Raw genomic sequence first — 15,223 nt, 5'->3', positions numbered from 1 at the left:
GTCGGATGGAGCGACGCGTGAATGAGCCCCTATTTCCCCCGGCCGCCGAATTCGCCGTTGGCGACGCGCGCGATGCGGCTGGTGGGGGCGGCCGGCGCGCCGTTCCTGCTGAAGAAGCCGTCCGATCCACCGCCCGTATCGCGCGGCCGCGCCGGCGGTTCGTCGCCGGCATAGCCGCTCGGCCAGAACAGCAGGGCGAGCGTCAGCCCGAGATTGACGAAAGCGCCGACGGCGGTGGCCTGATGCCTTGTGCCGATCGCCCATGCGGGAAACTTGCTGGCGATCAATCCATCGATGATCGTGAACGCAATCCAGCCCACGACCACCACGACCGGATCCCATCCGATGTCGCGGATGCGCATGCAGTACAGCATGAACGTGGCCACCGCGAAAATGCCGGCAATCACGAGTACGGGCCAGCCCAGTTGCTCGACCGTCAGCGCCCCGCCATAACGCACCGTTCGGTAGGCCTGGCTCGCGGCGCCCATGCACATCAGCGTCGCGACGACCGCAAGCGCGATCGAGGCGAGGAAATATTGCAGCCGGCCGATCCGGGCGTTGAAGCCGAACAGATATCCCAACATGTGGCGCGCTCCTCTCCATGGAGCCTCGCGTGCCACTGCTTTCCGGTCCGTGAAGGCGCCGCTGCCGCCAGCACTGGTGGTTTCCAGTCGCTTTACCGAATGCATCAATTCTGCTGCACTGCGCCAAGGAGGGACCGCCGCCTGCGACAATAGTTGCCCTCGCAACCGGCATTATAATTCTTGCCATCGCCGGCTTGTGCGAATTATGGTGCACGGTGCTGGGGTATGCGCCGAAGGTTCTAATTGAGAGCCGTCGGATCACACTTGCTGCATGCTTACAATTTCGCGCACAAAACACGACGCCGGGAACGGCGCGCCAAGCGCAGCCGCAGGTGAGGATTTGAAGTCCGATGACCTTGCGGGACGTTCAACCGGTTGAGGAGGGGATTGAATATGAAAAAGGCATTTTGGCTGGCAGGCGCCGTGGCCGTGGCGCTGGCGCAGCTCGCGACGGCGGCCGACAGCATCAAGATCGGATTTGTTTCGACCTTCAGTGGCCCGACCGCCGTGATCGGCAACGACATGCGCAATTCCTTCGAGCTCGCGCTCGACCATCTGGGCCGCAAGATGGACGGCAAGCCGGTCGAGGTGATCTACGAGGACGACCAGCAGAAACCCGACATCGGCAAGCAGAAGACCGAGAAGCTGGTGCAGTCGGACAAGGTCGATTTCATCGTCGGCTACATCTGGTCGAACGTGCTGCTGGCCTCGCTGAAGACCGCGGTCGACAGCAAGACCTTCCTGATCTCGGCCAATGCCGGTCCGTCGCAGCTCGCCGGCGAATTGTGCTCGCCCTACGTGTTCTCGACCTCCTGGCAGAACGACCAGACGCCCGCCGCGATGGGCCTCTACATGAACCAGAAGGGCGTCAAGTCCGTGTTCCTGATCGGCCCGAACTACGCCGCCGGCAAGGACATGCTGGCGGGCGTGAAGAGCACCTTCAAGGGCAAGGTGGTCGGTGAGGAATACACGGTGTGGCCGAGCCAGCTCGATTTCTCCGCCGAGCTGACCAAGGCGCGCAACTCGGGCGCGGAATCGATCTTCGTGTTCTATCCGGGTGCGGCCGGCGTCCAGTTCCTGAACCAATACGCCCAGGCCGGCATCAAGCAGCAGATCCCGCTCTACACCGCGTTCACCGTCGACGAATTGTCGCTGCCGCTGCAGAAGGACAATGCGATCGGCATTCCCGGCGCGCAGGAATGGGTCAACGACCTGCCGAACGAGCAGAACAAGGCGTTCGTCGCGGACTATCGCAAGAAGTATCCGGGATTGCGCCCGACCTATTACGGCGCCCAGGCCTATGACGCTGCCCAACTCATCAACAGTGCTGTCGTGGCGGTGAAGGGCGACCTCGCCAAGAAGGACGCGATGAAGGCCGAGATGGAAAAGGCCGACTTCAAGTCGCTGCGCGGCCCGTTCAAGTACGGCAACAACCACATCCCGATCCAGAACTTCTATCTGCAGGACGTGGTCAAGGACGCCGACGGCCAGCTCTCGCTGAAGACGGTCGCGACCATCGTCAAGGACAACCAGGACCAGTTCCACGACAAGTGTCCGATGAAGTGACTGTAAGGCGCCGTTTGGCGCGGCGCTTGCTTCTTCACCTCGCCCCGCTTGCGGGGAGAGGTCGATCGCGAAGCGATCGGGTGAGGGGGCTCTCCACGAATCCGCTCGTGGAGACAGCCCCTCACCCCAACCCTCTCAGGGCGAGCTATGGCTCGTCCAGACCCCGCAAGAGCGGGGCGAGGGAGAACGCGCAGCGTGCGATGCGTCGGCGCGCCCATCCCGCTTCGCTCAAGGGGACATAGCCTCACGATGTATCTCGTCGTCGAACAACTCCTGAACGGCCTGCAGTTCGGCCTCCTGCTGTTCCTGCTGGCGGCCGGCCTGACGCTGGTGTTCGGCATCATGGATTTCGTCAATCTGGCGCACGGCTCGCTCTACATGATGGGCGCCTATTTCGCGGCGACCTTCGTGGCATGGACCGGCAGCTTCGTGCTCGGCGCGCTGCTGGCGCTCGGCGCCACGCTGTTGCTCGGCATCGTGCTCGAATATGTCGCGCTGAGACATCTCTACGGCCGCGATCACCTCGACCAGGTCTTGGCGACCTTCGGCCTGATCCTGTTCTTCAACGATGCCGTGCGGCTGATCTGGGGGCCGGCCGGCCTCGCGCTGCCGCTGCCGCCCTGGCTCACCGTGCCGGTACAGATCATTCCCGGCGTGTACTATCCGGCCTATCGCCTCCTGATCATCACCGTCGCGCTGGTGGTTGCCGCGCTGCTCTATCTTGTCGTGATGCGCACCCGTGTCGGCATGCTGATCCGCGCCGGCGCCTCGAACCGCGAGATGATCGGCGCGCTCGGCATCAACATCAAGCTGCTGTTCACGCTCGTGTTCGGTCTGGGCGCAGCGCTCGCAGGCCTCGCCGGCTTGATGCAGGCGCCGATCCTCACCGTGCAGATCGGCATGGGCGAGAACATCCTGATCCTCGCCTTCGTCATCATCGTGATCGGCGGTATCGGTTCGATCCGCGGCGCGTTCCTGGCGGCGCTGTTCGTCGGCATCATCGATACGATGGGCCGGGCGTTCCTGCCGGATCTCCTGCGCAAGGTGCTGAGCGGCGCTGCCGCCTCGACCGCGGCGCCGGCGATCTCCTCGATGCTGATCTATCTCCTGATGGCGATCGTGCTGGTGGTGCGGCCGGAAGGGCTGTTTCCGGCGGCCAAACGATGATGCCCAAGCTCAACGCCCCCAACGCCGTCGCGGCGCTGCTCTGCGCCGCCCTGGTCCTGCTGCCGGTCTATTCGGCCGTCACAGGCAACATCTTCATCCTCACGCTGTTCACCCGCATCGTGATCTTCGCGCTCGCCGCCGCGAGCCTGAACCTGATCATGGGCTATGGCGGCATGATGAGCTTCGGCCACGCCGCCTATCTCGGCGTCGGCGGATATGCGGTCGGCATCCTCGCTGCCGAAGGCATCGGCTCCGGCTTCATCCAGTGGCCGGTGGCGCTCGCGGTTTCGGCGCTGTTCGCGCTCGTGATCGGCGCGCTCTCCTTGCGCACCCGCGGCGTCTACTTCATCATGATCACGCTGGCCTTTGCGCAGATGGCCTATTACGTCGCCTCCGGCCTTTCGCGCTACGGCGGCGACGATGGACTGACCATCTACAAGCGCAGCGATTTCGCCGGGCTGATCAATCTGTCCGATCGCAACCAGTTCTACTACCTCTGCCTCGTCTGTCTGTTCGGCGGCCTCTATCTGATCTGGCGCATCGTCAATTCGCGCTTCGGCCTGGTGGTCCAGGGCGTCCGCTCCAACGAGCAGCGCATGCAGGCGATTGGCTTCCATGCCAACCGCTACCGGCTGGTCTGCTTCGTCATCGCCGGCACGATCTGTGGGCTCGCGGGCGCACTGCTTGCCAACAACACCGATTTCGTCAGCCCGGCCGTGATGTACTGGACCCGTTCCGGCGATCTCATGGTGATGGTGATCTTGGGCGGCATGGGCTCGCTGTTCGGCCCCGTGATCGGCGCCATCATCTATCTGGTGCTGGAGGAGCTGTTGTCGCAGTTCACCGAATACTCTGGGATCATCCTGGGTCCGGTGCTGCTCCTGATCGTGCTGTTCGCGCGCGGCGGCATCATGGGCCTGCTCGGGAGGATGCGCCGTGCCTGATCCCTTGCTCCGCGTCGACAATCTGGTGCGCCGCTTCGGTGGCATCACCGCGACCGACAACCTCTCGCTGGAGGTCAAGCCGGGCGAGCTGCACGCGATCATCGGCCCCAACGGTGCCGGCAAGACCACGTTGATCAGCCAGCTCACCGGGCAGCTGATGCCGAACTCCGGCAGCATCCATTTCGGCGGTCGCGACGTGACGCGGCTGCCGTCCTACAAGCGCAGCCGGCTCGGCCTGGCGCGTTCGTTCCAGATCACGTCGCTGCTCAAGGACTTCTCGGCGATCGACAATGTCGCGCTCGCCGCGCAGGCCCATGATGGCCACTCCTTCCGCTTCTGGGGCAATGCGCGGAAAGAGCCGCAGCTCCGCGAGGCCGCGGGCGCCGCGCTGGAGCGCGTCGGCCTCGGCAAGCGCGCCAATGTCGTGGTCTCGCAACTGAGCCATGGCGAGCAGCGTGAGCTTGAGCTTGCGGTGGCGCTCGCCACCAAGCCGCGGCTCCTGTTGCTGGACGAGCCGATGGCGGGCCTCGGCGTCACCGAATCCGCGCGAATGGTCGCGCTGCTCAAGGAGCTGCGCAAGGAGGTCACCATCGTGCTGGTCGAGCATGACATGGAGGCGGTGTTCGCGCTTGCCGACCGCATCACGGTGCTGGTCTACGGCCGCGTCATCGCCTGCGACGTGCCCGATGCGATCCGTAGGCATGACGAGGTCAAGCGCGCCTATCTCGGCGAACAGCATGCGGTGACGCGCCATGGCTGATCTCAAGACGGCTGAGACCCTTCTCGAAATCGACGCGATCGAGACCTGCTACGGGCTGAGCCAGGTGCTGTTCGGCCTGTCGTTGCAGATCAAGTCCGGCGAGATGGTCGCGCTGATGGGCCGAAACGGCATGGGCAAGACCACGACGATCCGCTCGATCATGGGGCTGACGCCGGCCCGCGCCGGCGCCATCCGCTTTGCCGGTGAAGCGGTGCGGGGGCTATCGTCTTACAGAATCGCGAAGCTCGGCATCGGGCTCGTGCCCGAGGGTCGCCAGATCTTCCCCAATCTCACCGTGCGCGAAAACCTCGTTGCCGCCTCAGGCAATCGCCTGGGCGCGTCCGATCCGTGGACGCTAGACAAAATCCACGCGCTGTTCCCGCGGCTCGCCGAGCGCGGCAGCAACATGGGCGTCACGCTCTCAGGCGGCGAGCAGCAGATGCTCGCGATCGGCCGCGCGCTGATGACCAACCCGAAACTGCTGATCCTCGATGAGGCCACCGAAGGCCTCGCGCCGCTGATCCGCGACGAGATCTGGAGCTGCCTGTCGATGCTCAAGGCGCGCGGGCAATCGGTGCTGGTGATCGACAAGAACGTCGAGAATTTGTCGCGCATCGCCGACCGCCACTACATCATCGAGCGCGGCAAGACGGTGTGGAGCGGGACCAGCGAGCAGCTGATCGCGGAGCCGGATCTGCAGCACAAATATCTGGGGATTTGATCGAATTGGCCTTCCCGTCATTGCGAGCGAAGCGAAGCAATCCATCGCGCCGAATATGCGGAAGCATGGATTGCTTCGTCGCTTCGCTCCTCGCAATGACAGTGCAGGAGCGTCAAAACATCTCAAAATATTCGCGCTGTTCCCAGTCCGACACCTCGGCCTGAAACCGTTCGATCTCCGCGTTCTTGATGAAGACGTAATAGTCCACGAACTCAGGCCCTAGTGCCTGGCGGAAGAACGGATCGTCCTGCAGCGCGAACACCGCCTCGCGTAGCGACTTCGGCAGCAGCGCGGCCTTGGTCTCGTAGGGCGTGTCCGCTGAAGGGCCGGGATCGAGCTTGCGGTCGACGCCGTCGAGGCCGGAAAGGATCTGGCTCGCCATGTAGAGATAGGGATTGGCCGCAGGCTCGCCGATCCGGTTCTCCAGCCGCGTCGCCGGATCATCGGCACCGCCGAGCACGCGGATCATCACGCCGCGGTTGTCGCGGCCCCAGATCGCGCGATCGGGCGCCAGCGAATAGGAGCGGTAGCGCTTGTAGCCGTTGATGGTCGGCGTCGTGAATACGGTCGAGGCCCGCGCGTGCTCGATCAGGCCGGCGAGATAGAAACGGCCGAACGAGCTCAGCGGCTCGCCGCTCTCCCTGGCCATGAACGCGTTCTCGCCGTTGGCGCGCGACACCAGCGATTGGTGCAGGTGCCAGCCGCTCGCGAACACGTTCGGCAGCTTCGGCCGGCACATGAAGGTGGCGTGATAACCGTGGCGGCGCGCGATCTGCTTCACCGCCGAGCGGAACAGCACCATGGTGTCGGCGGGCGCGAGCCCGACCGTCGGCTGGAAGGTGAACTCGCACTGGCTCGGGCCGAATTCGACCTCGACCGAGCGCAAGGGCAGGTCGAGCGCGATGATGTCGCGGCGGATGATCTCGAGCGCCGGCTCCATCAGATCGTAGCGCTGCTCGGTCAGATACTGGTAGCCCTGCGACAGCAGGCTGACCGATGGAGGGCGTCCGGGCTGGCCGGCATCCTCCGGCGCCATATGGGCGTCATCGAGCTTGAACAGATGGAATTCGACCTCGAGCCCGGCGACAAAGTCATAGCCGCGGTTTCCGAGCTGATCGAGCACCTTGCGATAGAGATTGCGGGTCGCGAACGGCACCGGACGGCCGTCGTTGAAATAAAGGTCGCAGAGCAGCCAGCCGGTGGTCGGCGCCCAGGGCAGCACGCGGAACGTGGTGGGGTCGGCGACCATCAGCACGTCGGCCGCGCCCTCCATCTCCTTCATGCCGAAGCCGCCGCCGGCGGTGAACACCGGGAACACCGTCTTGTGTGAGGTGTCCTTGGCCAGCATCGTCGTGGTGATCGAGCAGCCGCCCTCCAGCGAGCGCACTGCTTCGCTTGCGATCAGCGTCTTGCCGCGCAGGATGCCGTGCTGGTCGGGAAACGACAGCCTGACGATTTCGAGATTGTTCTCTTCGACGATGCGGCGGAGGCGGGATGCCGCCTCCTTCTGCTCGTCCGACCACAGGCCGTGACGCTCGACAAAGCTCAAGGCGTCACTCCTTTGTTTCTGTAGTCGTCATTGCGAGCGAAGCGAAGCAATCCACGCATCCACAAGCGCGGAAAGATGGATTGCTTCGTCGCTTCGCTCCTCGCAATGACGGTGGCTTCATCGGATACGTCACTCCGCCGCGGTCAGATGATGCACCTTGCCGGCGATCTCGCGCGGCACGGGAGCGGCCCACGGCGCGCCGCGGCGGCGCTTCACGTCGACTTCCATCCAGTAGAGCTCCCAGCCCTGGGTCGGCCCGATGCCATCCATCGTGGCCGGGCCCTGGATGCTGCGCGCACTGGCGTCATCGAGGAACGGCATCGGCTTCTCGCCGCCGGCGACCTTCTCGATCTCCTGCCGCAGCAGGCGGCGATACTGCACGATCGCCTTGTCGCTCTGACCGAGATGTTCGTTGGTGCGATCCTGGATCGGCCCCATCGATTCCACCGCCCACTGGTCGTGGACGTTGATGTCGGTGCCCATGCCGGTGTAGGTCGCGGTATCCTGCTCGTGCGGATCGAAGCCGTAATCGTTGCTCTTGTTCTTGCGCGACTTGTAGTCCGGCAGCTCGTAGAGCTCGAGCCGCTGGTCGCGCATCTTCTGCTTGTCGACCGGGGCTGCGTAGCTGGTGAAGATCGCGTACCAGTAGCAGTTCTCGTCATCAACAGGCACGTGCCACTGCGTGATCGTCATCTCCGTCGACATCGGAATGACGAAGCCGTGCGGGAACAGCTGGTTGGTCACGCGCACATGGGTGCGCTCCTCGTCGAGCTCGCGCAGCGCGATCAGGCGCAGGCCGTATTCGGTGTGCTCGACATTGATGATCGGGCGATCGTATTCGCGCAGGATCTTGGTCATCGGCATGTCAGAGCCGGCCGAAGCGCCGCGGAATTGCTTGCCGTAGGCCGCTGACGTGTCCTCGTCTTCGAAGAAGCGATGCAGAAAGGAGGCGTGCGCCGGGTCGATGCCGACCTCGAGCGCCTGCAGCCAGTTGCAGTTCATGTGGCCCTTGAACGCGAAGGTGTGGCTGTCGGGTGCGACAAAGCAGTCGAGCTCGGGGAAGGCCGGTGGCTCGCCTTCGCCGAGATAAGCCCAGAGGATGCCGCTCTTCTCGATCACTGGATAAGAACGCTGCTTGATGCCCTTGCAAAGCTGCGAGCCGGCGGGCTCAGCCGGTGTCTCGATGCACTGGCCGCTCGCGTCAAACAGCCATCCATGGAAGGCGCAGCGCAGCCCGCCATTCTCCAGCCGGCCGAAGGCGAGGTCGGCGCCGCGATGCGCGCAGTGGCGATCGATCAAGCCGTAGCGGCCGTCCTCGCCGCGAAACAGCACCAGGTTCTCGCCGAGCAGCCGCACGGGGCGCACCGGGCGCGAGCCCTGCAACTCGTCCACCAGCGCCGCCGGCTGCCAGTACATCCGCATCAATTTCCCGCAGGGGTCTTTGCGGCCGGTGCGGGTGATCAGGTCGTTCGCTTCCTGGCTCATCATGGCGGCGTCTCCCAAGATTGGATTTGTTCGCCTATTGAACGAATGTGCGGATTATGCCATGTCTGGTCTGGACAGCAAGTCCAATTTTCGAACCGTTCAAAGCCGAACCCCAACCTGAACCAAATGCCAAAGCTGAAGCGGACCGATCAGGACGAGCGTGCCACCGACTTCGTCGAGGCGCTCGATCGCGGCCTGCGCCTGTTGCAGGTGTTCGGCACTGTTAGCGGTCCGGCGACACTGAGCGATCTGGCGCGTGCCGCCGACCTGCCGCGCGCGACCGCGCGGCGTATCCTGTTCACGCTCGCGCATGGCGGCTTCGTCATGACTGACGGCAAGCTGTTCACGCTGACGCCGCATGTGCTGACGCTGGCGGGCTCCTTCCTGCAATCGAACCAGGTGGTGACGGTGCTGCAGCCGGTGCTCGATCGCATCGCGACCGCGGCGCAGGAGATTGCATCGCTCGCGCTGCTCGACGGCGACGATGTCGTGTTCGTGGCGCGCTCGAGCCCGACACGGGTGTTCTCCGCCGGTCTCGATATCGGCTACCGGCTGCCGGCGTTCTGCACCTCGGTCGGCCGCGCGATGCTCGGCCGGCTCGGCGATGCCGAACTTGCTGAGAGACTGAAGGTGATGCGCCGCGAGGCCGTGACGCCGCAGACCGTGACCGATCCAAAGCGACTGCTCGCCACCATCATCGCCGATCGCGAACAGGGCTATTCGCTGGTCGACCGCGAGGCGGAGCCGCATTTCCGTTCGATCTCGGTGCCGGTGCGTCGCTATGACGGCACCATCGTCGCGGCCATCAACATGGGCGCCCACGTCGATCGCGTGCCGGCGAAGGAGTTGATCGACCGCTTCCTACCGCTGCTGCGGGAAGGGGCCGAGGATGTGAAGAGCAGGCTGCTGTGAGGTGGTTACAGCGCGACGCTGCGCAGCCCGAAGCTCCGCGCTTCATTCTGCAGCACGGGCCGCACCGAGTCGATCAGCCGCGCGGCAGCAGCATCGACCGAAAGTCCGGCGGTGTCGACCACGGCGGACGCGCGCGCGTAGAGCGGCTCGCGGCTGACCAGGATGTTGCGCAACTCCGCCATCGCCGAGCGGTCGTCGGCCATCGGCCGCAAATCACCCTGGCGGCGGACGCGGGCCATGTGCTCTTCGGGCTCGGCCTTCAGCCAGATCGTGTAGAACGACGACAGGATCAGGTCGAAGGTCAGGGCCTCCGAGACGATGCCGCCGCCGGTCGCGAGCACCATCAATTCCTTCCGCGCCAATAGCTGCGTCAGTGCCGCCTGCTCCATGCGGCGAAAGCCTTCCTGGCCGTAGAGCGCGATGATCTCGGCGACCGAGAGGCCGTTCTGCGTCTCGATCTCCTTGTTGAGCTCGACGAAGCTCCAGCCGATCTTCTTCGCCAGCATCCGGCCGAGCGTGGTCTTGCCGGCGCCGCGCAGTCCGATCAGCGCGATGCCGGAGAACGACGCGCGCCGCGGTGCCGAGGGGCTGCCGCCGGCGAGGATGTCCTTGGCCTGCGCGATCTGGCTCGGTGTCGCCTTGCGCAGCAGATCGCGGATGACGGCCCAGTCGGGTGCAGGCTCATCCGACGGGATGAGGTCTTCGAGATGCGCACCCATCGCGCCCGCGACGCGGCGCAGCAGCACGATCGAGACATTCCCTTTGCCGCTCTCGAGCTGGGCGATGTAACGTTCGGAAATGCCCGAGACCTTGGCGAGCACCTTGCGCGACATGCCGCGCAGGGCGCGCGTCGTGCGCACGCGCTGGCCGAGCTGCTCGAGGAAGTCGGATTCGGGATCGTTATCCTGGGTCATCGTCCCTGTGCGGCGCGCGGTTTCAGGAAACATAGTGCCGACGAGGATTGACAGCAAGCCAATGTAGTGGCTTTGTATGAATTATAATTCTTAAATTCACAGGAGAGGGAAGCGTGGCGCGTTCGGGTCCGAGGAGCGGGGCATGACTTATAACGCGGTGACCTGGTTGCTCGATCGCAATGTCGACGAAGGCCGCGGCGGCAAGATCGTCTTCGACGACACTGTGTCGAAGCTCACCTACGGCGAGCTGCAGCAGCAGACGCGCCGGCTCGCGAACATGCTGCGCCGGCTCGGCGTCCGCCGCGAAGAGCGGGTCGCGATGATCATGCTGGACACGGTCGACTTCCCGATCGTGTTCTTGGGCGCGATCCGCGCCGGCGTGGTGCCGGTGCCGCTGAACACGCTGCTGACCGCGGAGCAGTATGCCTACATCCTCGGCGATTGCCGCGCGCGCGTGCTGTTCGTCTCCGAAGCGCTGTTGCCCATCGTGAAGGATGTCATCGGGCGCATGCCTGACCTCGAGCATGTCGTGGTCTCCGGCAAGGACGCGCACGGTCACAAGACATTCTCCGACGAGCTCGCGCGCGAGAGCGACGTGTTCGCCACCGTGGTGACGCACGCCGACGAGCCGGCGTTCTGGCTGTATTCGTCGGGCTCGACCGGCATGCCGAAGGGCGTGCGCCATCTGCATTCCAATCTCGCCGCGACGGCGGAGACCTATGCCAAGCAGGTGCTCGGCATTCGCGAGGACGATGTCAGCCTGTCGGCGGCCAAGCTGTTCTTCGCCTATGGCCTCGGCAATGCCTTGACCTTCCCGATGTCGGTCGGCGCCACCACGGTGCTGAATTCGGAGCGTCCGACCCCGGCCGTGATGTTCGCGCTGATGAACAAATATCACCCCAGCATCTTCTTCGGCGTGCCGACCTTGTTCGCCTCGATGCTGAACGACGAGACGATGAAGACGCAGCGTGGCGGCGACCGCCTGCGCATCTGCACCTCGGCGGGTGAAGCGCTGCCGGAATCGGTCGGCAATGCCTGGAAGTCGCGCTTCGGCGTCGACATCCTCGACGGCGTCGGTTCGACTGAGCTGCTGCACATCTTCCTGTCCAACGCACCCGGCGACATCAGATACGGCACCTCGGGCCGTCCGGTGCCCGGCTACAAGGTGCGGCTCGTCAATGAGCAGGGAGCCGAGGTGGCCGACGGTGAGGTCGGCGAGCTCTTGGTCGATGCACCCTCGGCCGGTGAAGCCTACTGGAACCAGCGCAACAAGAGCCGCTCGACCTTCGAGGGCGCGTGGACCCGCACCGGCGACAAATATGTCCGCGACGCCGAGGGCCGCTACACCTTCTGCGGCCGCGCGGACGACATGTTCAAGGTCTCGGGCATCTGGGTCTCGCCGTTCGAGGTCGAGAGCGCGCTGATCACCCATCCGTCGGTGCTGGAAGCCGCCGTCGTGCCGGAGGCCGATCCCGAGGGGCTGCTGAAGCCGAAGGCGTTCGTGGTGCTGCGTCCCGGCACCTCGACCGATGGGCTGCGCGAGGCGCTGAAGGAGCACGTCAAGCAGAAGATCGGGCCGTGGAAATATCCGCGCTGGATCGACGTGGTGGATTCACTTCCGAAGACCGCGACGGGCAAGATCCAGCGGTTCAAGTTGCGCGACGGTGCGCAATAGCGCCTCCGCGTGTCGTCCCGGCCTAGTGCGCAATTGCGCACGGGAGCCGGGACCATAACCACAGGCGTTAGTTGTTGCGCAAAGCCGTCGAACACCATCTCTCCAAACGAAGGCCGCGGCGTATGGGTCCCGGCCTTCGCCGGGACGACGAGTGAGGAAGGCCCTACCATGCAGGATTTGACACCCTCAGGCTTCCTCACCATCGACGACGCCGATCTCGAATACCGCATGATCGGCCCAATGCCTGACGCGGCGCCGACCATCGTGATGCTGCATGAAGGGCTCGGCTCGGTCGGGCTGTGGGGCGACTTCCCGGAGAAGCTACAGGCTGTGACCGGCGCCGGCGTGTTCGTCTATTCGCGTGCGGGCTATGGCGCGTCGAGCCCGGTCGAGCTGCCGCGCCCGGTCGACTACATGCATATCGAGGCGCTGGAGGTATTGCCGAAGCTGCTCGACCGGATCGGCTTCCGCCGCGGACTGCTGGTCGGCCATTCCGACGGCGCGTCGATTGCTGCGATCTATGCCGGCTCGCGCCAGGATCATCGCCTGCAAGGCATCGCACTGCTCGCGCCGCATTTCATCGTCGAGGACATCTCGGTGAAATCGATTGCCGAGATCAAGACGGCGTATGAGACCACCAACCTGAAAGAGAAGCTCGCGCGCTGGCACAAGAATGTCGACAACGCGTTCTACGGTTGGAACGGAGTCTGGCTCAACCCGGCATTCCGCGATTGGGATATCTCCGACTATCTCGCCTACATCCGCGTGCCCGTGCTGATCGTGCAGGGGGCGGACGATCAATACGGCACGATGCGCCAGATCGAGATCGCCCAGGAGGAGTGCTACTGCCCGGTCGATGTCGCTGCCATCGAAGGCGCCGGCCATTCGCCGCACCGCGAGGCGGCCGCGGTGACACTTGAAACGGTCGTCGAATTCGCTCAGGCGGCGTTGCGCGACGACCAGACCCTGGCAGCGTGACCTCTGCACTCAGCGTAGGTCGTTGGACGAACTGGTATTTTCTACCAGCATGAAACAAAATGCATGTTTTTGAATTTTGAACTAGACCAGATCGAAAACATGCATTATTGTGCATGTAAATCGACAAATCAAACAAGCAACAGCGAAGGGTGGCCCAATGGCTGGCGACGATCGCGTCCTCGCAGGCGGGGCGAAATACATCGATTTCCAGACCGAGCCGTCGCGCTACCGGCACTGGAAGCTGGACGTGCAGGGCGACGTCGCGACGCTCACCATGGACGTCGACGAGAATGCCGGCCTGTTCGAGGGCTATCAGCTCAAGCTGAATTCCTACGACCTCGGCGTCGACATCGAGCTGGCGGACGCCGTGCAGCGGCTGCGCTTCGAGCACCCCGAGGTCAAGGTCGTGGTGATGCGCTCGGGCAAGAACCGCGTGTTCTGCGCCGGCGCAAACATCCGCATGCTGGCGGGCTCGACCCACGCCCACAAGGTCAACTTCTGCAAATTCACCAACGAGACCCGCAATGGTTTCGAGGACTCCAGCGAGAACTCCGGCCAGAGCTTCATCACCGTTGTGAACGGCACCGCGGCCGGCGGCGGCTACGAACTGGCGCTGGCGACCGACCACATCATGATGGCCGATGACGGTGCGGCCGCGGTCGCGCTGCCGGAGGTGCCGCTGCTCGCGGTGCTGCCGGGAACCGGCGGGCTCACCCGCGTGGTCGACAAGCGCAAGGTGCGCCGCGACCATGCCGATTTCTTCTGCACCATCGAGGAAGGCATCAAGGGCAAGCGCGCGGTCGCCTGGCGCCTGGTCGACGAGATCGCGCCGAACAGCAAGCTCGAAGGCAAGCTTACCGAACGCGTCAAGGAATTCGCCGCGAAGTCGAAGCGCAACGGCACAGGTCCCGGCATCACGCTGGCGCCGCTGAAGCGGACCATCGACGACAGCGCGATCCGCTACGGCTCTGTCAGCGTCGATATCGACCGCGCGGCGCGCATCGCCACCATCTCGATCAAGGCGCCGGAAGCAGCGCCGCCGGCCAACATCGACGGCATGATCGCGCAGGGCGCGTCGTTCTGGCCGCTGCAGGTCGCCCGCGAGCTCGACGATGCGATCCTGCATCTGCGCATCAATGAGCTCGAGATCGCGATGCTGGTGTTCAAGAGCCATGGCGACGCCGCCAATGTCGTCGCCTATGACGGCTTCCTCGAAGCCAACAAGTCGCACTGGCTGGTCAACGAGATCAGGCATTACTGGAAGCGCGTGCTCAAGCGCATCGACGTTACCTCGCGCACGCTGGTGACGCTGGTCGAGCCCGGCTCCTGCTTCGTCGGCACGCTGGCCGAACTCGTGTTCGCCGCCGACCGCTCCTACATGCTGATCGGCCAGAAGCAGGGCGACAATCGCGCCCCGCCGACCATCGAACTGACCGCGATGAATTTCGGGCCGTATCCGATGAGCCATGGCCTGACCCGGCTGCAGTCGCGCTTCCAGGCCGACCCGTCGGATATCGAGCGCGCACAGGCCTCGATCGGCAAGGCGCTCGATGCGGAAGAGGCCGAGGAGCTCGGTCTCGTCACCTTCGCGCTCGACGACATCGACTGGGACGATGAGGTGCGCGTGTTCTTCGAGGAACGCACCTCGTTCTCGCCCGACGGTCTCACCGGCATGGAAGCCAATTTGCGCTTCGTCGGGCCGGAGACCATGGAATCGAAGATCTTCTCGCGCCTCACGGCGTGGCAGAACTGGATCTTCCAGCGGCCGAACGCAGTCGGTGAAGACGGCGCGCTGCGCCGCTACGGCACCGGCCAGAAGGCGCAATTCGACATGACGAGGGTTTAGGAATTTTCGCCGTCATCCTGAGGTGCGAGCGTTAGCGAGCCTCGAAGGATGAATATGACCAAGCCAGCATCCTTCGAGACGCGGCGAAGACGCCGCTCCTCAGGATGACGGTCGAGCAAGAC

General features: G+C 64.4%; 13 protein-coding genes. 9 read left to right on the top strand and 4 right to left on the bottom strand.

Going from position 1 to position 15,223, the window contains the following annotated elements; translation table 11 throughout:
- Positions 1-29: 29 nt before the first annotated feature.
- Positions 30-734, bottom strand: coding sequence for a hypothetical protein (locus AS156_RS09325; protein ID WP_136626101.1), 705 nt, complete (start codon positions 732-734; stop codon positions 30-32).
- Between the two features lie 243 nt (positions 735-977).
- Here AS156_RS09325 and AS156_RS09320 point away from each other — a divergent pair, with 243 nt between their 5' ends.
- The 5 genes from AS156_RS09320 to AS156_RS09300 all read left to right on the top strand — a co-directional run bounded on the left by AS156_RS09320 (position 978) and on the right by AS156_RS09300 (position 5,742).
- The gene (locus AS156_RS09320; RefSeq protein ID WP_066503051.1) at positions 978-2,150 is read left to right on the top strand and encodes an ABC transporter substrate-binding protein; all 1,173 of its coding nucleotides are present in this window, start codon (positions 978-980) and stop codon (positions 2,148-2,150) included.
- A 249-nt stretch (positions 2,151-2,399) separates the two neighbouring features.
- Positions 2,400-3,317 carry a branched-chain amino acid ABC transporter permease gene (locus AS156_RS09315; protein WP_066503050.1) on the top strand — a complete coding sequence of 306 codons (918 nt, stop codon included), beginning with the start codon at positions 2,400-2,402 and terminating at the stop codon, positions 3,315-3,317.
- Positions 3,314-4,261, top strand: coding sequence for a branched-chain amino acid ABC transporter permease (locus AS156_RS09310; RefSeq protein ID WP_066503049.1), 948 nt, complete (start codon positions 3,314-3,316; stop codon positions 4,259-4,261). Before AS156_RS09315 ends, AS156_RS09310 begins: the two co-directional genes overlap by 4 nt.
- Positions 4,254-5,021 carry an ABC transporter ATP-binding protein gene (locus AS156_RS09305; RefSeq protein ID WP_066503048.1) on the top strand — a complete coding sequence of 256 codons (768 nt, stop codon included), beginning with the start codon at positions 4,254-4,256 and terminating at the stop codon, positions 5,019-5,021. Before AS156_RS09310 ends, AS156_RS09305 begins: the two co-directional genes overlap by 8 nt.
- Positions 5,014-5,742 (top strand): ABC transporter ATP-binding protein, encoded by a 729-nt coding sequence (locus tag AS156_RS09300; RefSeq protein WP_066503045.1) that lies wholly within the window; start codon positions 5,014-5,016, stop codon positions 5,740-5,742. The genes AS156_RS09305 and AS156_RS09300 overlap by 8 nt, the downstream gene beginning before the upstream one ends.
- A gap of 112 nt (positions 5,743-5,854) precedes the next feature.
- On the opposite strand, the gene AS156_RS09295 is transcribed toward AS156_RS09300, so the two are convergent.
- The gene (locus AS156_RS09295; protein ID WP_066503044.1) at positions 5,855-7,291 is read right to left on the bottom strand and encodes a glutamine synthetase family protein; all 1,437 of its coding nucleotides are present in this window, start codon (positions 7,289-7,291) and stop codon (positions 5,855-5,857) included.
- Between the two features lie 129 nt (positions 7,292-7,420).
- Positions 7,421-8,779 (bottom strand): aromatic ring-hydroxylating dioxygenase subunit alpha, encoded by a 1,359-nt coding sequence (locus AS156_RS09290; protein ID WP_066503042.1) that lies wholly within the window; start codon positions 8,777-8,779, stop codon positions 7,421-7,423.
- A gap of 123 nt (positions 8,780-8,902) precedes the next feature.
- On the opposite strand from AS156_RS09290, the gene AS156_RS09285 reads away from it, so the two are divergent.
- Positions 8,903-9,688, top strand: a complete 786-nt coding sequence (locus AS156_RS09285; protein WP_066503039.1) for an IclR family transcriptional regulator domain-containing protein — start codon at positions 8,903-8,905, stop codon at positions 9,686-9,688.
- Between the two features lie 5 nt (positions 9,689-9,693).
- Here the strand turns inward: AS156_RS09285 and AS156_RS09280 are convergent, their stop codons facing one another.
- Complete coding sequence (locus AS156_RS09280) at positions 9,694-10,635, bottom strand: helix-turn-helix transcriptional regulator (RefSeq protein WP_082747399.1); 942 nt, start codon at positions 10,633-10,635, stop codon at positions 9,694-9,696.
- Between the two features lie 109 nt (positions 10,636-10,744).
- Between AS156_RS09280 and AS156_RS09275 the strand changes: the two genes are divergently transcribed.
- From AS156_RS09275 to boxC, 3 genes are all read left to right on the top strand, one after another.
- Complete coding sequence (locus tag AS156_RS09275) at positions 10,745-12,277, top strand: benzoate-CoA ligase family protein (RefSeq protein ID WP_066503037.1); 1,533 nt, start codon at positions 10,745-10,747, stop codon at positions 12,275-12,277.
- Positions 12,278-12,445: 168 nt separating this feature from the next.
- The gene (locus tag AS156_RS09270; protein WP_066503035.1) at positions 12,446-13,255 is read left to right on the top strand and encodes an alpha/beta fold hydrolase; all 810 of its coding nucleotides are present in this window, start codon (positions 12,446-12,448) and stop codon (positions 13,253-13,255) included.
- 157 nt (positions 13,256-13,412) lie between these two features.
- Positions 13,413-15,101, top strand: a complete 1,689-nt coding sequence (gene boxC / locus AS156_RS09265) for a 2,3-epoxybenzoyl-CoA dihydrolase (protein ID WP_066503033.1) — start codon at positions 13,413-13,415, stop codon at positions 15,099-15,101.
- Positions 15,102-15,223: the final 122 nt, after the last annotated feature.

Origin of the sequence: Bradyrhizobium macuxiense (assembly GCF_001542415.1) — a bacterium.
GTDB lineage: Bacteria > Pseudomonadota > Alphaproteobacteria > Rhizobiales > Xanthobacteraceae > Bradyrhizobium > Bradyrhizobium macuxiense.
This window is presented reverse-complemented; position numbering and strand designations above follow the sequence as displayed.

Bases quoted from the DNA above. Each gene is read 5' to 3' on its own strand.
- AS156_RS09290 (WP_066503042.1), bottom strand. From the start codon at position 8,779: ATGATGAGCCAGGAAGCGAACGACCTGATCACCCGCACCGGCCGCAAA.
- AS156_RS09285 (WP_066503039.1), top strand. From the start codon at position 8,903: ATGCCAAAGCTGAAGCGGACCGATCAGGACGAGCGTGCCACCGACTTC.
- AS156_RS09270 (WP_066503035.1), top strand. From the start codon at position 12,446: ATGCAGGATTTGACACCCTCAGGCTTCCTCACCATCGACGACGCCGAT.
- AS156_RS09310 (WP_066503049.1), top strand. From the start codon at position 3,314: ATGATGCCCAAGCTCAACGCCCCCAACGCCGTCGCGGCGCTGCTCTGC.
- AS156_RS09275 (WP_066503037.1), top strand. From the start codon at position 10,745: ATGACTTATAACGCGGTGACCTGGTTGCTCGATCGCAATGTCGACGAA.
- AS156_RS09300 (WP_066503045.1), top strand. From the start codon at position 5,014: ATGGCTGATCTCAAGACGGCTGAGACCCTTCTCGAAATCGACGCGATC.
- boxC (WP_066503033.1), top strand. From the start codon at position 13,413: ATGGCTGGCGACGATCGCGTCCTCGCAGGCGGGGCGAAATACATCGAT.
- AS156_RS09315 (WP_066503050.1), top strand. From the start codon at position 2,400: ATGTATCTCGTCGTCGAACAACTCCTGAACGGCCTGCAGTTCGGCCTC.
- AS156_RS09280 (WP_082747399.1), bottom strand. From the start codon at position 10,635: ATGTTTCCTGAAACCGCGCGCCGCACAGGGACGATGACCCAGGATAAC.
- AS156_RS09320 (WP_066503051.1), top strand. From the start codon at position 978: ATGAAAAAGGCATTTTGGCTGGCAGGCGCCGTGGCCGTGGCGCTGGCG.